The sequence below is a fragment of the Rubrivivax gelatinosus IL144 genome (genome assembly GCF_000284255.1).
GTDB classification, from domain to species: domain Bacteria; phylum Pseudomonadota; class Gammaproteobacteria; order Burkholderiales; family Burkholderiaceae_C; genus Rubrivivax; species Rubrivivax gelatinosus_A.
In genome coordinates this window covers 1,828,358-1,842,926 of the sequence record NC_017075.1, presented here as the reverse complement: position 1 = coordinate 1,842,926, position 14,569 = coordinate 1,828,358, and the positions used below count along the sequence as shown (strand labels likewise).

The window sequence follows — 14,569 nt, the reverse complement described above, 5'->3', positions numbered from 1 at the left end:
CACCCATGTCCTCGCACGGGTGTTACCCATCTCCCCGGTCCATACACCCTCCCACCCCAGGGAAAACCCTGAATCCGGAGCTCAGAAAAACGATTGCGTAAACGTTTTTTCGGTGTCCAAATCTCGCCCAGCAGGTCTCAAGCCCAACGCTTCGGCACCGCCGATGGAGTCATCGCCAGGTCGCCGAGCGGCGTCGTCAGAGGCCCGCTTCACAGCAAATCGTCGGCGGCCGCCGGCTACAACTCGTTCTGAAGGAGATCTTGGATGGACACCACTCGTCGCTTGACGCTCGTCACCGCCGCCTTGGCCCTCGGCGGCCTGGTCAGCCTTCCGGCCTACGCCGCCGACCCCGCCCCGGCCAAGATCGGCCTGGTGATGAAGTCGCTCGCCAACGAGTTCTTCCGCACGATGGAAGACGGCGCCAAGGCGCACCAGAAGGCCAACGCCAAGACCTACACCTTGATCGCCAACGGCATCAAGAACGAGACCGACACCGCCGCGCAGATCAAGATGGTCGAGCAGATGGTGGCGCAGCGCGTCGACGCCATCGTCATCGCGCCGGCCGACTCCAAGGCGCTGGTGCCCGCGCTCAAGGCCGCCGCCGACAAGGGCGTGCTGGTCGTCAACATCGACAACCAGCTCGACGCCGCCGCGCTGGCCGACAAGCAGTTCAAGGTGCCGTTCGTCGGCCCCGACAACCGCGCCGGCGCACGCCTGGTCGGTGACTACCTCGCCAAGTCGCTGAAGGCCGGCGACAAGGTCGGCATCCTCGAAGGCGTCTCGACGACCTTCAACGCCCAGCAGCGCACGCTGGGCTTCCAGGACGCGATGAAGGCCGCCGGCATCACCGTCGTCGGCGTGCAGTCGGCCGACTGGGAGATCGACAAGGGCAACACCGTCGCCGCCGGCATGCTGCGCGAGCACCCCGATCTGCGCGCCCTGCTCGCCGGCAACGACAGCATGGCGATCGGCGCGGTGGCGGCCGTGAAGGCGGCCAACAAGACGGGCAAGGTGCTGGTCGTCGGCTACGACAACATCTCGGCCGTCAAGCCGATGCTGGCCGACGGCCGCATGCTGGCCACCGCCGACCAGTACGGCGCCAAGCAGGCCGTGTTCGGCATCGAGACCGCGCTCAAGGCGCTGCAGGCCAAGCAGAAGCAGGCCGACATGCCGGCGCAGGTCAAGACCGACGTCGTCCTGGTGACCAAGGGCAGCAAGTAATCGCCCCCCGGCCGCGCGGTGGATGGGCTGACGCCCGTCATCGCGCCGGCCGCCAACGTTTCAACGGAGTCCCTTCGACGTGAGCGAAGTCGTGCTGCGGGTCGACCGCATCGCCAAGTCGTTCGGTGCGGCGCGTGTGCTGACCGACGTGTCCTTCGAGCTGCGCGCCGGCGAGGTGCTGGCGCTGACGGGCGAGAACGGCGCCGGCAAGAGCACGCTGTCGAAGATCATCTGCGGGCTCGAGCAGCCCAGCGGCGGCGCCATGTCTCTGGCCGGCGTGGCGCATGCGCCGCGCAGCCGCACGCAGGCCGAGCGCGCCGGCGTGCGCATGGTGCTGCAGGAGCTGGGCCTGATCCCCACCCTGACGGTGGCCGAGAACCTGCTGATCGACCGCCTGCCCAACCGCGCCAGCTGGGTCGACCGCGGCGCGCTGGCCGCGCAGGCGCGCGCGCAGCTGGCACGCGTCGGTCTGACGCAGATCGACCCGATGCTGCCGGTGGCCGCGCTGGGCATCGGCCAGCAGCAGATGGTGGAGATCGCGCGCAACCTGCAGGACGGCACGCGCGTGCTGATCCTCGACGAACCGACGGCGATGCTGACGCCGCGCGAGATCGAGCAGCTGTTCCGCGAGATCGAGCAGATGAAGGCCCGCGGCGTGGCCGTCATCTACATCTCGCACCGCCTCGACGAGGTGCTGCGCATCGCCGACACGCTGGCCGTGCTGCGCGACGGTGCGCTGGTCAGCCTGCGGCCGATGCGCGGCGTGGCGGAAACCGACATCGTGCAGGCCATGGTCGGCCACGAGGTCGACGACCACGCCGAACGCCCGGCGCGCCCGGCCGGCGCCGCCGTGCTGCGCGCCCAGGGGCTGGGCCGCGGGCAGGCCGTGCGCGACCTGGACTTCACGCTGCACGCCGGCGAGGTGCTGGGCCTGGCCGGGCTCGTCGGCTCGGGGCGCACCGAGGCGCTGCGCCTGCTGTTCGGCGCCGACCGCGCCGACCGCGGCCGGCTGACGCTGTACGACGGCGAACGTGTGGCCTACGAAGGCTGCGGCTGGCGCTCGCCGCAGCAGGCGATCGCCGCCGGGCTGGGCCTCGTCACCGAGGACCGCAAGTCGCAAGGCCTGCTGTTGCCGCAGTCGGTGCGCGTGAACACCACGCTGGGCGACCTGCGCGCCTTCACCGCCGGGCTGGGCTGGCTGCGCCAGCGCGCCGAACGCAGCGAAGCCGGCCGCTGGGTCGACACGCTGCGTGTGCGCTGCACCGGGCCCGAGCAGCCGGTGGGCACGCTGTCGGGCGGCAACCAGCAGAAGGTGGTGTTCGCGCGCTGGCTGCGCCGCGACTGCAAGGCGCTGCTGCTCGACGAGCCGACACGCGGCGTCGACGTCGGCGCACGCGCCGATCTGTACGCCCAGCTCGACGCGATGGCCGCCGCCGGCAAGGCGCTGCTCGTCGTCTCCAGCGACCTGCGCGAGCTGATGGCGCTGAGCGACCGCATCGGCGTCATGAGCGGCGGCCGCCTGGTGGCGATCTTCAAGCGCGGCGAATGGACCCAGCAGGGCCTGCTCGAAGCCGCCTTCAGCGAAACCGGCGGCGCCGCGGCCTCCAAGCCCGCGCCCGTGGCCGCCCACTGAACACCTCCCCATGCAGGACAGAACGACGATGAACGCAGCCCCCGACACCCGCGCAACGCCCGGCAGCGCCTGGTCGGCCCTGCGCGGCCAGGCCGGCACCTATCTGGCGCTGACGGCGGTGCTGGTCGGCATGGTGCTGCTGTTCTCCAGCCTCAGCGAATACTTCTTCACCCGCGACACGCTGCTGTCGATCGTCAACGAGATCCCGGCGCTGACGGTGATGGCCGTCGGCATGACCTTCGTGCTGATCCTGGCCGGCATAGACCTGTCGGTGGGCTCGGTGATGGCGCTGTCGGCGGCAGTGGCCGCCAGCGCGATGCTGAACTGGAGCACCGCGCCCTGGCTGGCCTCGCTGCTCGGGCTGGGCGTGGGCTTGGCCTGCGGGGCCGTGACGGGCGCCGTGTCGGTGGCCTGGCGGCTGCCGTCGTTCATCGTCTCGCTCGGCATGCTCGAAGCGCTGCGTGGCGGCGCCTACCTCGTGACCGACTCGCGCACCCAGTACGTCGGCCAGTCCATGGCCGCGCTGGCCGCGCCGGTGTGGGGCGGCATGTCGGTCGCGTTCCTGATCGCGCTGGCGCTGGTCGTCGTCGGCCAGCTCGTGCTGACGCGCACCACCTACGGCCGCTACATCATCGGCATCGGCACCAACGAGGAAGCCATGCGCCTGGCCGGCATCGACCCGCGGCCGGTGCGCATCGCCGTCTTCGCCGTGACCGGGCTGCTGGCCGGGCTGGCGGGGCTGATGCAGTCGGCACGGCTGGAAGCCGCCGACCCGAACACCGGCACCGGCATCGAGCTGCAGGTGATCGCCGCGGTGGTCATCGGCGGCACCAGCCTGATGGGCGGGCGCGGCTCGGTCGTGACGACGCTGTTCGGCGTGCTGATCATCGCGGTGCTCGACGCCGGGCTGGCGCAGATCGGGGCGTCGGACCCGAGCAAGCGCATCATCACCGGCTTCGTCATCGTCGCCGCCGTCATTGCCGACACGCTGCGCCAGCGCAGCCAGGCGGCGCGCCATTGAGGCGTCAGGTCGGCACCAGCGTTACCCGGAACCCGGCTCGCCGTGACCTCGAAATCGTCCCCCAGCACCATCCGCACCGTGGCCGAACGCGCCGGGGTGTCGGTGGCCACCGTCTCGCACGTGCTCAACGGCACGCGCCACGTCAGCGACGCGCTGCGCGCGCGTGTCGAGGCCGCCATGCGCGAGCTCGATTTCGTGCCCAGCGCCATCGCGCGCAGCCTCAAGCAGCGGCAGACGCACACCATCGGCATGATGACGCCGAACTCGTCGAACCCGTACTTCGCCGAGATCGTGCAGTACGTCGAGGACCATGGCTTCGGCGCCGGCTACCACGTCGTGCTGTGCAACTCCAACGACGACCCGCGCCGCCAGAGCGCCTATCTGCAGGTGCTGGCCGAGCGCCGCATCGACGGCCTGGTGCTGGTGCCCACCGGCGACGACGCCACCGTGCTGGCCCAGCTCGACGGCCTGCGCATGCCGGTGGTGCTGCTGGACCGGCCGCTGGCCGGCATGCGCTTCGACGCCGTCTGCAACGACAACCGCGCCGGCGCGCGCCTGGCCGTGCAGCACCTGGTCGGCCTGGGCCACCGGCGCATCGGCTGCATCGGCGACAGCCCGGCGACGGCCGTCAGCTGCGAACGCGAAGCCGGCTGGCGCGAGGTCCTGGCCGAAGCCGGGCTGGCCGGCGAAGCGCCCGAGGTGCAGTACGGCCACTTCACCGCGCAAGGCGGCTTCGATGCCATGCAGCGCCTGCTGCAGCAGCCGCAGCCGCCGACGGCGGTCTTCGCCTGCAACGACGCGATGGCGATCGGCGCCCTCGGCGCGCTGGCCCAGGCCGGGCTGGCCGCGCCGGCGGACGTGTCGATCGTCGGTTATGACGACGTCGACCTGGCGCACTGGGTGCATCCGGCGCTCACCACCGTCGCCCAACCCAAGCAGCAGATGAGCCGCCTGGCGGTCGATCTGCTGATCGAACGCATCGAGCGCCGGCGGCACGAGGCGCAGACCCGCGCGCTGGCGCCCAGCCTCGTCGTGCGCGCGTCGAGCGCCGCCCCGCGCGTGGCCGCCGCCGCACCTGCCCTCTAGGACAACGCCATGCCAGCCTCCTCCCCGCCCCCCAGCCCGTCCGCCGGCAGCCCCACCGTCGCCGTCGTCGGCAGCCTGAACCTCGACCTCGTGCTGCGTGTGCAGCACGCGCCTGAAGCCGGGCAGACGGTGCAGGCCGACGGCCTGCAGCAAGTCAACGGCGGCAAGGGCGCCAACCAGGCGGTCGCCTGCGCCCGCATGGGCGCGCCGGTGCGCATGATCGGCTGCGTCGGCGCCGACGCGCCGGGCGAGCGGCTCGCCGACGGCCTGCGCGCCGAAGGCATCGACGTGCGCTGGCTGCGCCGCGACGCCCAGGCGTCGACCGGCACCGCCGTCGTCGTCGTCGAGGCCAGCGGCCAGAACCGCATCGTCGTGCACCCGGGCGCCAACGCCACGCTGGCCTTCGAGAACGACAGCGCCTGCGAGCAGGCCCTGGACGGCTGCGCCGCCGTGGTGATGCAGCTCGAAACGCCGCTGGCCACGGCCCGCCAGGTGGCCGAGACGGCACAGCGGCGCGGCCTGCGCGTGGTGCTGAACCCGTCGCCCAGCCTGCCGCTGGACGAGAGCTGGTGGCCGCTCGTGTCGCTGCTGATCGTCAACGAGAGCGAGGCCGGGGCCTACACCGGCACGGCGGTGGCCGACGCCGCGGCCGCCGCTCGCGCCGCGCGCACGCTGCGCGAGCGCGGCTGCGCGGAGGTGCTGGTCACGCTGGGTGAACACGGCGTGGTCGTCAGCGACGCCCGCGGCGAACGCCTGCACCCGGCCGTGCCGGTGGCGCAGGTGGTCGACACCACCGGCGCCGGCGACACCTTCCTGGGCGCCGTCGTCGCCGAACTGATGGCCGGCCGCGACCTCGACACGGCGGCCCGCACCGGCCTGCGCGCCGCGTCGCTGTGCGTGCAGACGGCCGGGGCGCAACCCAGCATCCCGCACCGCGACAGCGCCCTGGCCTGCGCCGAACCCCCGCCCGCCGTGCCGCTGCCCGCCGGCGCCGCACCCGCAACCTGGAGCCAAGCATGAAGAAGAACGGCCTGCTGCACCCCGAGCTGGCGCGCTGCATCGCCGCCCTCGGCCACGGAGACATGGTCGTGATCGCCGACGCCGGCCTGCCGGTGCCACCCGGCCCGCAACGCATCGACCTCGCCGTGCGCGCCGGCCTGCCGGGGCTGGAAGACGTGCTCGCCGCGGTGCTGGGCGAGATGCAGGTCGAGTCGACCTGGCTCGCCCAGGAGTCGCTGGACCGCGCCGGCGGCGCCTGCCCGGGCTGGTACTCGCGCCACCTGGCGCTGACGCCCCGCACCCTGGCGCACGAGGACTTCAAGCGCCTCACTCAGCAGGCCCGGGTCGTCGTGCGCACCGGCGAGTGCACGCCCTACGCCAACGTCATCCTGGTGGCCGGCGTGACGTTCTGACGGGTGCCGTCTACCGAGTCCCACCCGGAGCGGCCTTGGCCGCCAGGATCTGCGCCGCCAAGGCCTCGCCGGCAGCTTGCGCGGAAGCGGCCAGGGCCGGCGGCATGCTGCTCCTCAGACCTGCGATCTCCCAGTCAGCGCCCCAGGACTTCCTGCCGGTGTTCGCTTCATCGACGCGCTGGAAGGCGACTTGGTACTGCATCGCCAGCGCGGGGTTCTGCTCGGCGACGATGCCTTCGCCGCTCTCGTACTGATTCGCCATCGACAGCAAGGCCAGCGCATCGCCCTTGAGCGCGGCGAGCCGGAGATAGTCGAGCGCACGACTTCTCCAGGCCTGCACCAGCGGGTCCGAGCCTTGGGTCTGCAGCGCATCCGGATCCCCGTCCGGCCCTTCCGCGATCATCCAGACCGCCGCCGTCGGGACACCCTCGGCGGCCGCGCGCTCCACCAGGCGAAGGCGCGACTCCAGATCGGCTTCCGTCAGATCGCCACAGGTCCGGTTGAGCTCCTGCGAGAGGGCCTCGCCGGCCAGGGCCGCCCCCTTCGGACGGGACCGCACGGCAGCAGACATGGCATCGAGGCAGGCGCGGGCCAGCCGATAGGCGCGGAACAACTCCCGCGGATCACCGCTGGCCGAGAGCCGGCGGACCTCGGCGGCCAAGCTCGGGGGCGCGACCTCCCTCGCCATCGACGGGCCATCCGTTACCCGGAGCGCCGCGGGAGGCGCGGTCATCGACGCAGCGGCTGCCGCGGGTGCGACGGACGGCGAATCGGACGCCAGCACCACACCGCCCCCAACAGGCGTGTCCTGGGCGCCTGGCCACAAGACCAGCGCCAGCGCGGCGACGGCACCGCCCAGCAGCAAGACCTTCACCCAGGCGACATCGCGAGCCAAGCCACCTCCCAGGAGCCATCGGCACTCGGTGTCGCATCGTAGCGGGGCGGCGCGAGGCCGAGCCGATCGAACAGGCTCAGGCGGCGGGATGCACGCTGCCGCCGTCCGCTGCCGGCAGGAAGGGCGCGACGTGGCCCAGCGCGCGTTCGACGTAGTCCTGTTTCTCGCCGACCGGCGCCACGTAGTGCATCGCGGCGCGGGCCTCGTCGACGCCGAACAGCCGCGCGATGACCCAGGTCGCCAGGTACTGCGACGCCAGGCAGCCGCCCGAGGTGGCGACGTTGCCCTGGGCGAAGAAGGCCTGGTTCAGCACGCCGACGCCGGCTTCCTCCACCCAGGGCCGGGTGATCGTGTCGGTGCAGGCCGGCACGCCCGCCAGCAAGCCCAGTTTGGCCAGCACCAGCGTGCCCGAACACTGCGCACCGATCAGCTGCCGCCGCGCGTCCAGCTGCAGCTGCGCCATCAGCGCCGCGTCGGCCACCACCTCGCGCGTCTGCATGCCGCTGCCCACCAGCACGGCGTCGGCACGGCAGGCCTCCTCCAGCGTCGCCTGGCGCTGCAGCACGACGCCGTTCATCGAGCGCACCTGCGGCGTCGGGCAGGCAATGGAGACCCGCCAGTCGGGCCGCTTCACGCGGTTCAGGATGCCCAGCGCGACGAGCGAGTCCAGTTCGTTGAAACCTTCGAAGGTCAGGATGGCGACGTGCATGCGGGTCTCGCGGCAAGGCCTGGGGCGGCCCTGGATGCTACGGGCACGCGGCGGTGCGCGGCCGGCTGCCCCCTCCAACTGTCAACGGTATACAAGTCGGCCCGGCCACCCGCGCACGCCTGCGCGAGAATCGCGGACCGGCCCGCTCCGCGCTGCGGGGCCGTCGCCGCCAGGACAACCCAGCCACGAGTGCCGCCCATGCCCGCCTACCGTTCCAAGACCTCCACCGCCGGCCGCAACATGGCAGGCGCGCGCTCGCTGTGGCGCGCCACCGGCATGAAGGACGGCGACTTCGACAAGCCGATCGTCGCCATCGCCAACAGCTTCACCCAGTTCGTGCCCGGCCACGTGCACCTGAAGGACCTGGGTCAGCTCGTCGCACGCGAGATCGAGGCCGCCGGCGGCGTCGCCAAGGAGTTCAACACGATCGCCGTCGACGACGGCATCGCGATGGGCCACGACGGCATGCTGTATTCGCTGCCCAGCCGCGACATCATCGCCGACTCGGTCGAGTACATGGTCAACGCGCACTGCGCCGACGCGCTGGTGTGCATCTCCAACTGCGACAAGATCACCCCAGGCATGCTGATGGCCGCGATGCGGCTGAACATCCCGGTGGTCTTCGTCTCCGGCGGCCCGATGGAAGCCGGCAAGACGCGGCTGGCGAACCCGGCGACGCAGACGATCGAGCTGCGCAAGCTCGACCTGATCGACGCGATGATCATGGCCGCCGACCCCAAGGTCTCCGACGAGACCGTCGCCGAGGTCGAACGTTCGGCCTGCCCGACCTGCGGTTCTTGCTCGGGCATGTTCACCGCCAACTCGATGAACTGCCTGACCGAGGCGCTGGGCCTCTCGCTGCCGGGCAACGGCACGGTGGTGGCCACGCACGCCGACCGCGAACAGCTCTTCAAGCGCGCCGGCCATCTGGTGGTCGAACTCGCCAAGCGCTATTACGAAGGCGGCGACGAGTCGGTGCTGCCGCGCGCGGTGGGCTTCAAGGCCTTCGAGAACGCGATGACGCTGGACATCGCGATGGGCGGCTCGACCAACACCATCCTGCACCTGCTGGCCATCGCCCAGGAAGCCGGCATCGAGTTCACGATGGCCGACATCGACCGCCTGTCGCGCTCGGTGCCGCAGCTGTGCAAGGTGGCGCCGAACACGCAGAAGTACCACATCGAAGACGTGCACCGCGCCGGCGGCATCATGGCCATCCTCGGCGAGCTCGACCGCGCCGGCAAGCTGCACACCGACGTGCCGACGGTGCACGCGCCCTCGCTCAAGCACGCGCTGGACGAATGGGACATCGCGCGTGCGCCCAGCGAGGCGGTGAAGAACTTCTACCTCGCCGGCCCGGCCGGCATCCCCAGCCAGGTCGCTTTCAGCCAGGCCAGCCGCTGGCCCAGCCTGGATCTGGACCGCGCCGAAGGCTGCATCCGCGCCATCGAGCACGCCTTCTCGCGCGAAGGCGGGCTGGCGGTGCTGTACGGCAACCTCGCCGAGGACGGCTGCGTCGTGAAGACCGCCGGCGTCGACGACAGCCTGCTGGTCTTCGAAGGCCCGGCGCACGTCGTCGAGAGCCAGGACGAGGCCGTCGAGCACATCCTCGGTGACCAGGTGAAGGCCGGCGACGTCGTCGTCGTGCGCTACGAAGGCCCCAAGGGCGGCCCCGGCATGCAGGAGATGCTCTACCCGACGAGCTACATCAAGAGCAAGGGCCTGGGCAAGGCCTGCGCGCTGCTGACCGACGGCCGCTTCTCCGGCGGCACCTCGGGGCTGTCGATCGGCCACTGCTCGCCCGAGGCGGCGGCCGGCGGCACGATCGGCCTGGTGAAGACAGGCGACCGCATCCGCATCGACATCCCGAACCGCCGCATCGACGTGCTCGTCGACGACAAGACGCTGGCCGCGCGCCGCGCCGAGCAGGACGTCGTCGGCTGGAAGCCGATGCAGCCGCGCCCGCGCAAGGTCTCGGCGGCGCTGAAGGCTTACGCGCTGCTGGCCACCTCGGCCGACAAGGGCGCGGTGCGCGACCTGTCCAAGCTGGGCGACTGAGCCGCCGCTGCCGCCGATGACGCGCCGCCTCGTGCGGCCCATCGACTCCACGCGTCTGCACGGGCAGCGCCGCGGCCACCGCGGCGCTTTCTGATGCGGTCGCTGCCCGGCAGCGACCCGCCCTGCCCGCCACGCACGCGCCGAGCCGCCGCGCGTGGCCGGGCGACGCAGGAGAACTCCATGAAGACGCGATTCGACGACCGCGTGCGGCCCGTGTCGTCCCTCGGCCGCCGCCAGTTCTGCCTGGCACTCGCCGCCATCGGCGCCAGCGCGCGCAGGCCCACGGCGCACACGCCGGCGACCTTGCGATCGACCACCCCTACGCGACGCCGACGCCGCCGGGCTGAAGACCGGCGCGGTCTATTTCCGCGCGATCACGAACCGCGGCCACGAAGCCGACCGCTGTTCGGCCTGTCGGCGCCGCTGCGCGACGGCGAGCGCTTCCCGCTGACGCTGCGTTTCGAGCACGCCGCAGCGTCGAGGTGAAGGTCAGGGTGCAGACGCCGCGCGATCCGGACCGCCATCGGCATTGAAGCCCGGGGCCGGCACCGGGCCTCGGTGCGGCCGCAGGACAGCTCTCGCAGCGGCGATGCCTGCATCCCGCCGTGAGCGAAATCACATAAGCGATCGTCGCCACCGGTTCATTTTTACCATTTTTAACAGGATACTTCTGGAATCGTTCCAGCCGTCAGATCTCATCTTTCTGACGGCGCGTGGCCTTGCGGAGGTATCGAGTGAGCTTGCAGAAACCGGCGATGAAGGTCGCCACCAAACTGACCCTGGGCTTCGCCGCGGTCACCATGCTCGGGGTCATCGCCGCGGTCGTCGCGACGGTGCAGCTGCGCGGCCTGGCCGGGCAGATCGACGAAGTCGCCAGCGACCGCATGGTCAAGGTCGAGAAGTTTTCGCAGGTCAAGGACAACCTGAACGCGATCGCGCGCTACGCGCGCAACATCGTCATCGTCAGCAACGACAAGGCCTTCGAGGACGGCGAACGCAAGAAGATCGCCGAGGCCCGGGCCGACAACTCCAAGCTGCTGGACGAACTGGACAAGATCGTCGTGCTGCCCGAGGGGCGGGCGCTGATGAAGACGATCAGCGAGACGCGGCCCGTCTACAACGGCCTGCTCGACGAGGCGCTGGCGCTGGACGCCAAGGGCGACAGCGACGCCGCCGGCAAGCTATTGATGGGCCCGGTGCTGGAGAAGCAGCGCATCCTGTTCAAGGCGGTGGATGCATCGACGCGCCTGCAGCAGTCCAAGGCCAAGGAGGTCGCCCAGGCAGCCCTGGAGACCTCGAGCCGCAGTTCGTTGCTGCTGGCCTCGCTGGCGGTGCTGATGGCCGTCATCGGCGCCGCCGTCACCTGGGCGCTGGTGCGCAGCCTGCGCAGCTCGCTCGGCGCCGAGCCGGGTGAACTGGGGCAGATCGCCCAACGCGTGGCCTCGGGCGACCTGAGCCCGGTGGCTGGTGCCGCCGAAGCGCCCCGCAACAGCGTGCTCGAGTCGCTGGCCGCGATGCAGGACAGCCTGACACGCATCGTCACCCAGGTGCGCGCCAGCAGCGACAGCATCGCCACCGGCTCCTCCGAGATCGCCACCGGCAACGCCGACCTGAGCCAGCGCACCGAGGAGCAGGCCAGCAACCTGCAGCAGACCGCGGCGTCGATGGAACAGCTCTCCAGCACCGTCAAGCAGAACGCCGAGACGGCGCAGGAAGCCAACCGCATGGCCGGCGCCGCCGCCGACGCCGCCTCGCAAGGCGGGGCGCTGGTCGGCACGGTGGTCACGACGATGCAGGACATCGCGCACTCGTCGCGCAAGATCGCCGAGATCATCGGCACGATCGACGGCATCGCCTTCCAGACCAACATCCTGGCGCTCAACGCGGCGGTGGAAGCCGCCCGTGCCGGCGAGCAGGGCCGCGGCTTCGCGGTGGTGGCCGGCGAGGTGCGCACGCTGGCCAGCCGTTCGGCCGAGGCGGCCAAGGAGATCAAGAGCCTGATCGGCGCCAGCGTCGAGAAGGTCGAGATCGGCACGCGCCAGGTCGACGAGGCCGGCGAATCGATGACGCACATCGTGTCGCAGGTGCAGCGCGTCAGCCAGCTGATCGGCGAGATCACCAACGCCACCGTCGAGCAGTCCTCGGGCATCAGCCAGGTCGGCGACGCCGTCGGCCAGCTCGACCAGGTGACGCAGCAGAACGCCGCGCTGGTCGAAGAAAGCGCCGCCGCCGCCGAGAGTCTGCGCATCCAGGCCGCGCGACTGACCGAACTGGTCGGCGTCTTCAAGCTGGAAGCCGCCAGCGCCGCAGCGGCCACCGCCGTCGCCGCGCCGCGCCCCGCGGCTCCGCCGCGCACGCCGCCGCCGGTGGTGTCCGCGGCCTCGCGTCGCAAGGCAGCGCCGGCCGCCGTGCCGGCCGAGCGGATCCCGGCGCCGGCCGGGGCCGACGACTGGACCAGCTTCTGATCCAGGGTCTGGCCCCCCAAGCCGGGGCCGGGCATGACGCCGTTCACGATCGACGGGTCTTCCCTCATCAATTGGATGGACGACGTGCCGATGACCAGAAAGATCTGATCGACACGACAAGACCCACACCGGGCCGCCCCCCCGGAGACGGGCGAATGCGCCAGAGCCTGCCCTGGCGCATGACGCACGCTGTGCCCACCCACGACGAGACCATCACCATGCTCAGCTCACTCAAGATCGGCCAGCGGCTGTCGCTCGCCTTCGGACTCCTGCTGGCGCTGCTCGGCGCGATGGCCGCACTGGCCGCGTTCCAGATGTCGCGTCTGGCGGACAACTCCACCTATTACGCGGTGAACCTGGTGCCGTCCTACGAGGCCCAGCACACGATCGCGCTGGCGCTGGGCGATGCACGCCGCTTCGAGGCGCGCCACATCCTCGCCGAAGAGACGGGCGAGATGGACAAGATGGAAGGCCTGATCGCCGAGCGCCAGAAGACCGTGCTCGCCCAGATCGACCTGTACGAGAAGTCGCTGCTCTCCGACGACCAGGACCGGCAACTGCTCAACGAGACGCGCAAGGCCGTCGCTGCCTACCTCGAGAGCTGGCAGACGCTGCAGGCGCTGTCGCGCAAGACGGCCAGCGACGTGAGCAAGCAGAAAGACGCCACCGCCTACCTCGCCGGCGCCTCGGCCAAGGCCTACGAGGCCGCGCACGCCGCCGTCGGCCGCTGGTGGGACTACAACCTCAAGCTCAGCAACCAGCAGGCCGAGACGGCAAAGAGCACCTACTCCGAGGCCCGCATCGCGCTGATCGCGATGGTGGTGGCCGCCTTCGCGCTGGGCATCGCCGCGGCGGTGCTGATCACGCGCTCGATCGTGCGGCCGGTGCGCCGTGCGGTGGAAGTCGCCGCCGCCGTCGCCGAAGGCGATCTGAGCGGCCGCATCGAGGCCGAGGGCCGCGACGAGATGGCCGAACTGATGCGCTCGCTGGGCCAGATGAACGACAACCTCTGCCGCATCGTCGGCCAGGTGCGCGCCAGCAGCGACAGCATCGCCACCGGCTCGTCGCAGATCGCCACCGGCAACGCCGACCTGAGCCAGCGCACCGAAGAACAGGCCAGCAACCTGCAGCAGACCGCGGCCTCGATGGAGCAGCTCTCCAGCACCGTCAAGCAGAACGCCGAGACCGCGCAGGAAGCCAACCGCATGGCGTCGTCGGCCGCGGCCGCCGCCACGCGAGGCGGCGAGATGGTCGGCAACGTCGTGCACACGATGCAGGAGATCAGCCACTCGTCCAAGCGCATCGCCGAGATCATCGGGGTCATCGACGGCATCGCCTTCCAGACCAACATCCTGGCGCTGAATGCCGCCGTCGAGGCCGCGCGTGCCGGTGAACAGGGCCGCGGTTTCGCCGTCGTCGCCGGCGAGGTGCGCAACCTCGCCAGCCGTTCGGCCGAAGCGGCCAAGGAGATCAAGAGCCTGATCGGCACCAGCGTCGAGAAGGTCGAGACCGGCGCCCGCCAGGTCGACGAAGCCGGCGAATCGATGACCGCCATCGTCGCCGAGGTCAAGCGTGTCAGCCAGCTGATCGGTGAGATCACCAACGCCACCGTCGAGCAGTCTTCGGGCATCAGCCAGGTCGGCGATGCCGTCGGCCAGCTCGATCAGGTCACGCAGCAGAACGCCGCGCTGGTCGAAGAAAGCGCCGCCGCCGCCGAGAGCCTGCGCGTGCAGGCGGCGCGGCTGACCGAACTCGTCGGCGTCTTCCGGCTCGACGCGAGCAGCGCCGCCGTGACCTCGGCCGCCTCCACCGCCACCTCCACCGCCGCCCCGCGCAGCGCGACGCCGGTGCGCACGCCGCCGCCGGTGGTGCCTGCCGCTTCGCGCCGCAAGGCGGCGCCGGCCGCCGCGCCGGCCGAACGTGTGCCGGCGCCCGCAGGCGCCGACGACTGGACCAGCTTCTGACGCATCCGCGCGCCCGGGGTCACCGGGCGGCGCCCTTCTCCCCGTGAGGCCCGGCCGGTGCAGTTGCACCGCGCCGGGCGTTCGTTCTGGTGCCGCACTGCCGTG

12 protein-coding genes are annotated in these 14,569 nt (G+C 71.3%); 10 read left to right on the top strand and 2 right to left on the bottom strand.

Annotation, left to right across the window (positions count from 1 at the left end; genetic code table 11):
* The first annotated feature begins 264 nt into the window (after positions 1-264).
* The 6 genes from RGE_RS08720 (at position 265) to rbsD (ending at position 6,373) form a co-directional block, all read left to right on the top strand.
* A complete protein-coding gene (locus tag RGE_RS08720; protein WP_014427977.1) occupies positions 265-1,221 on the top strand; it encodes a sugar ABC transporter substrate-binding protein in 957 nt (318 codons plus the stop codon).
* Positions 1,222-1,300: 79 nt separating this feature from the next.
* Positions 1,301-2,854, top strand: a complete 1,554-nt coding sequence (locus tag RGE_RS08715) for a sugar ABC transporter ATP-binding protein (RefSeq protein ID WP_014427976.1) — start codon at positions 1,301-1,303, stop codon at positions 2,852-2,854.
* A 28-nt stretch (positions 2,855-2,882) separates the two neighbouring features.
* Positions 2,883-3,875: an ABC transporter permease gene (locus tag RGE_RS08710; protein ID WP_081487607.1), complete on the top strand. Its 993-nt coding sequence runs from the start codon at positions 2,883-2,885 to the stop codon at positions 3,873-3,875.
* A gap of 42 nt (positions 3,876-3,917) precedes the next feature.
* Positions 3,918-4,961, top strand: coding sequence for a LacI family DNA-binding transcriptional regulator (locus tag RGE_RS08705; RefSeq protein WP_014427974.1), 1,044 nt, complete (start codon positions 3,918-3,920; stop codon positions 4,959-4,961).
* A 9-nt stretch (positions 4,962-4,970) separates the two neighbouring features.
* Positions 4,971-5,981 carry a ribokinase gene (gene rbsK, locus RGE_RS08700; RefSeq protein WP_014427973.1) on the top strand — a complete coding sequence of 337 codons (1,011 nt, stop codon included), beginning with the start codon at positions 4,971-4,973 and terminating at the stop codon, positions 5,979-5,981.
* Positions 5,978-6,373: a D-ribose pyranase gene (gene rbsD / locus RGE_RS08695; protein WP_014427972.1), complete on the top strand. Its 396-nt coding sequence runs from the start codon at positions 5,978-5,980 to the stop codon at positions 6,371-6,373. Before rbsK ends, rbsD begins: the two co-directional genes overlap by 4 nt.
* Positions 6,374-6,383: 10 nt before the next feature.
* Here the strand turns inward: rbsD and RGE_RS08690 are convergent, their stop codons facing one another.
* Positions 6,384-7,247, bottom strand: coding sequence for an SEL1-like repeat protein (locus RGE_RS08690; RefSeq protein ID WP_148280140.1), 864 nt, complete (start codon positions 7,245-7,247; stop codon positions 6,384-6,386).
* 97 nt (positions 7,248-7,344) lie between these two features.
* Complete coding sequence (locus RGE_RS08685) at positions 7,345-7,977, bottom strand: DJ-1/PfpI family protein (protein ID WP_014427970.1); 633 nt, start codon at positions 7,975-7,977, stop codon at positions 7,345-7,347.
* Between the two features lie 198 nt (positions 7,978-8,175).
* Between RGE_RS08685 and ilvD the strand changes: the two genes are divergently transcribed.
* From ilvD to RGE_RS08670, 4 genes are all read left to right on the top strand, one after another.
* On the top strand, positions 8,176-10,035 hold the full coding sequence (gene ilvD, locus RGE_RS08680) for a dihydroxy-acid dehydratase (RefSeq protein ID WP_014427969.1): 1,860 nt from the start codon (positions 8,176-8,178) through the stop codon (positions 10,033-10,035).
* 180 nt (positions 10,036-10,215) lie between these two features.
* On the top strand, positions 10,216-10,521 hold the full coding sequence (locus tag RGE_RS23985; RefSeq protein ID WP_014427968.1) for a copper chaperone PCu(A)C: 306 nt from the start codon (positions 10,216-10,218) through the stop codon (positions 10,519-10,521).
* 269 nt (positions 10,522-10,790) lie between these two features.
* Positions 10,791-12,500: a methyl-accepting chemotaxis protein gene (locus RGE_RS08675; RefSeq protein ID WP_014427967.1), complete on the top strand. Its 1,710-nt coding sequence runs from the start codon at positions 10,791-10,793 to the stop codon at positions 12,498-12,500.
* A 155-nt stretch (positions 12,501-12,655) separates the two neighbouring features.
* Positions 12,656-14,464, top strand: a complete 1,809-nt coding sequence (locus tag RGE_RS08670; RefSeq protein ID WP_014427966.1) for a methyl-accepting chemotaxis protein — start codon at positions 12,656-12,658, stop codon at positions 14,462-14,464.
* Positions 14,465-14,569 lie beyond the last annotated feature (105 nt).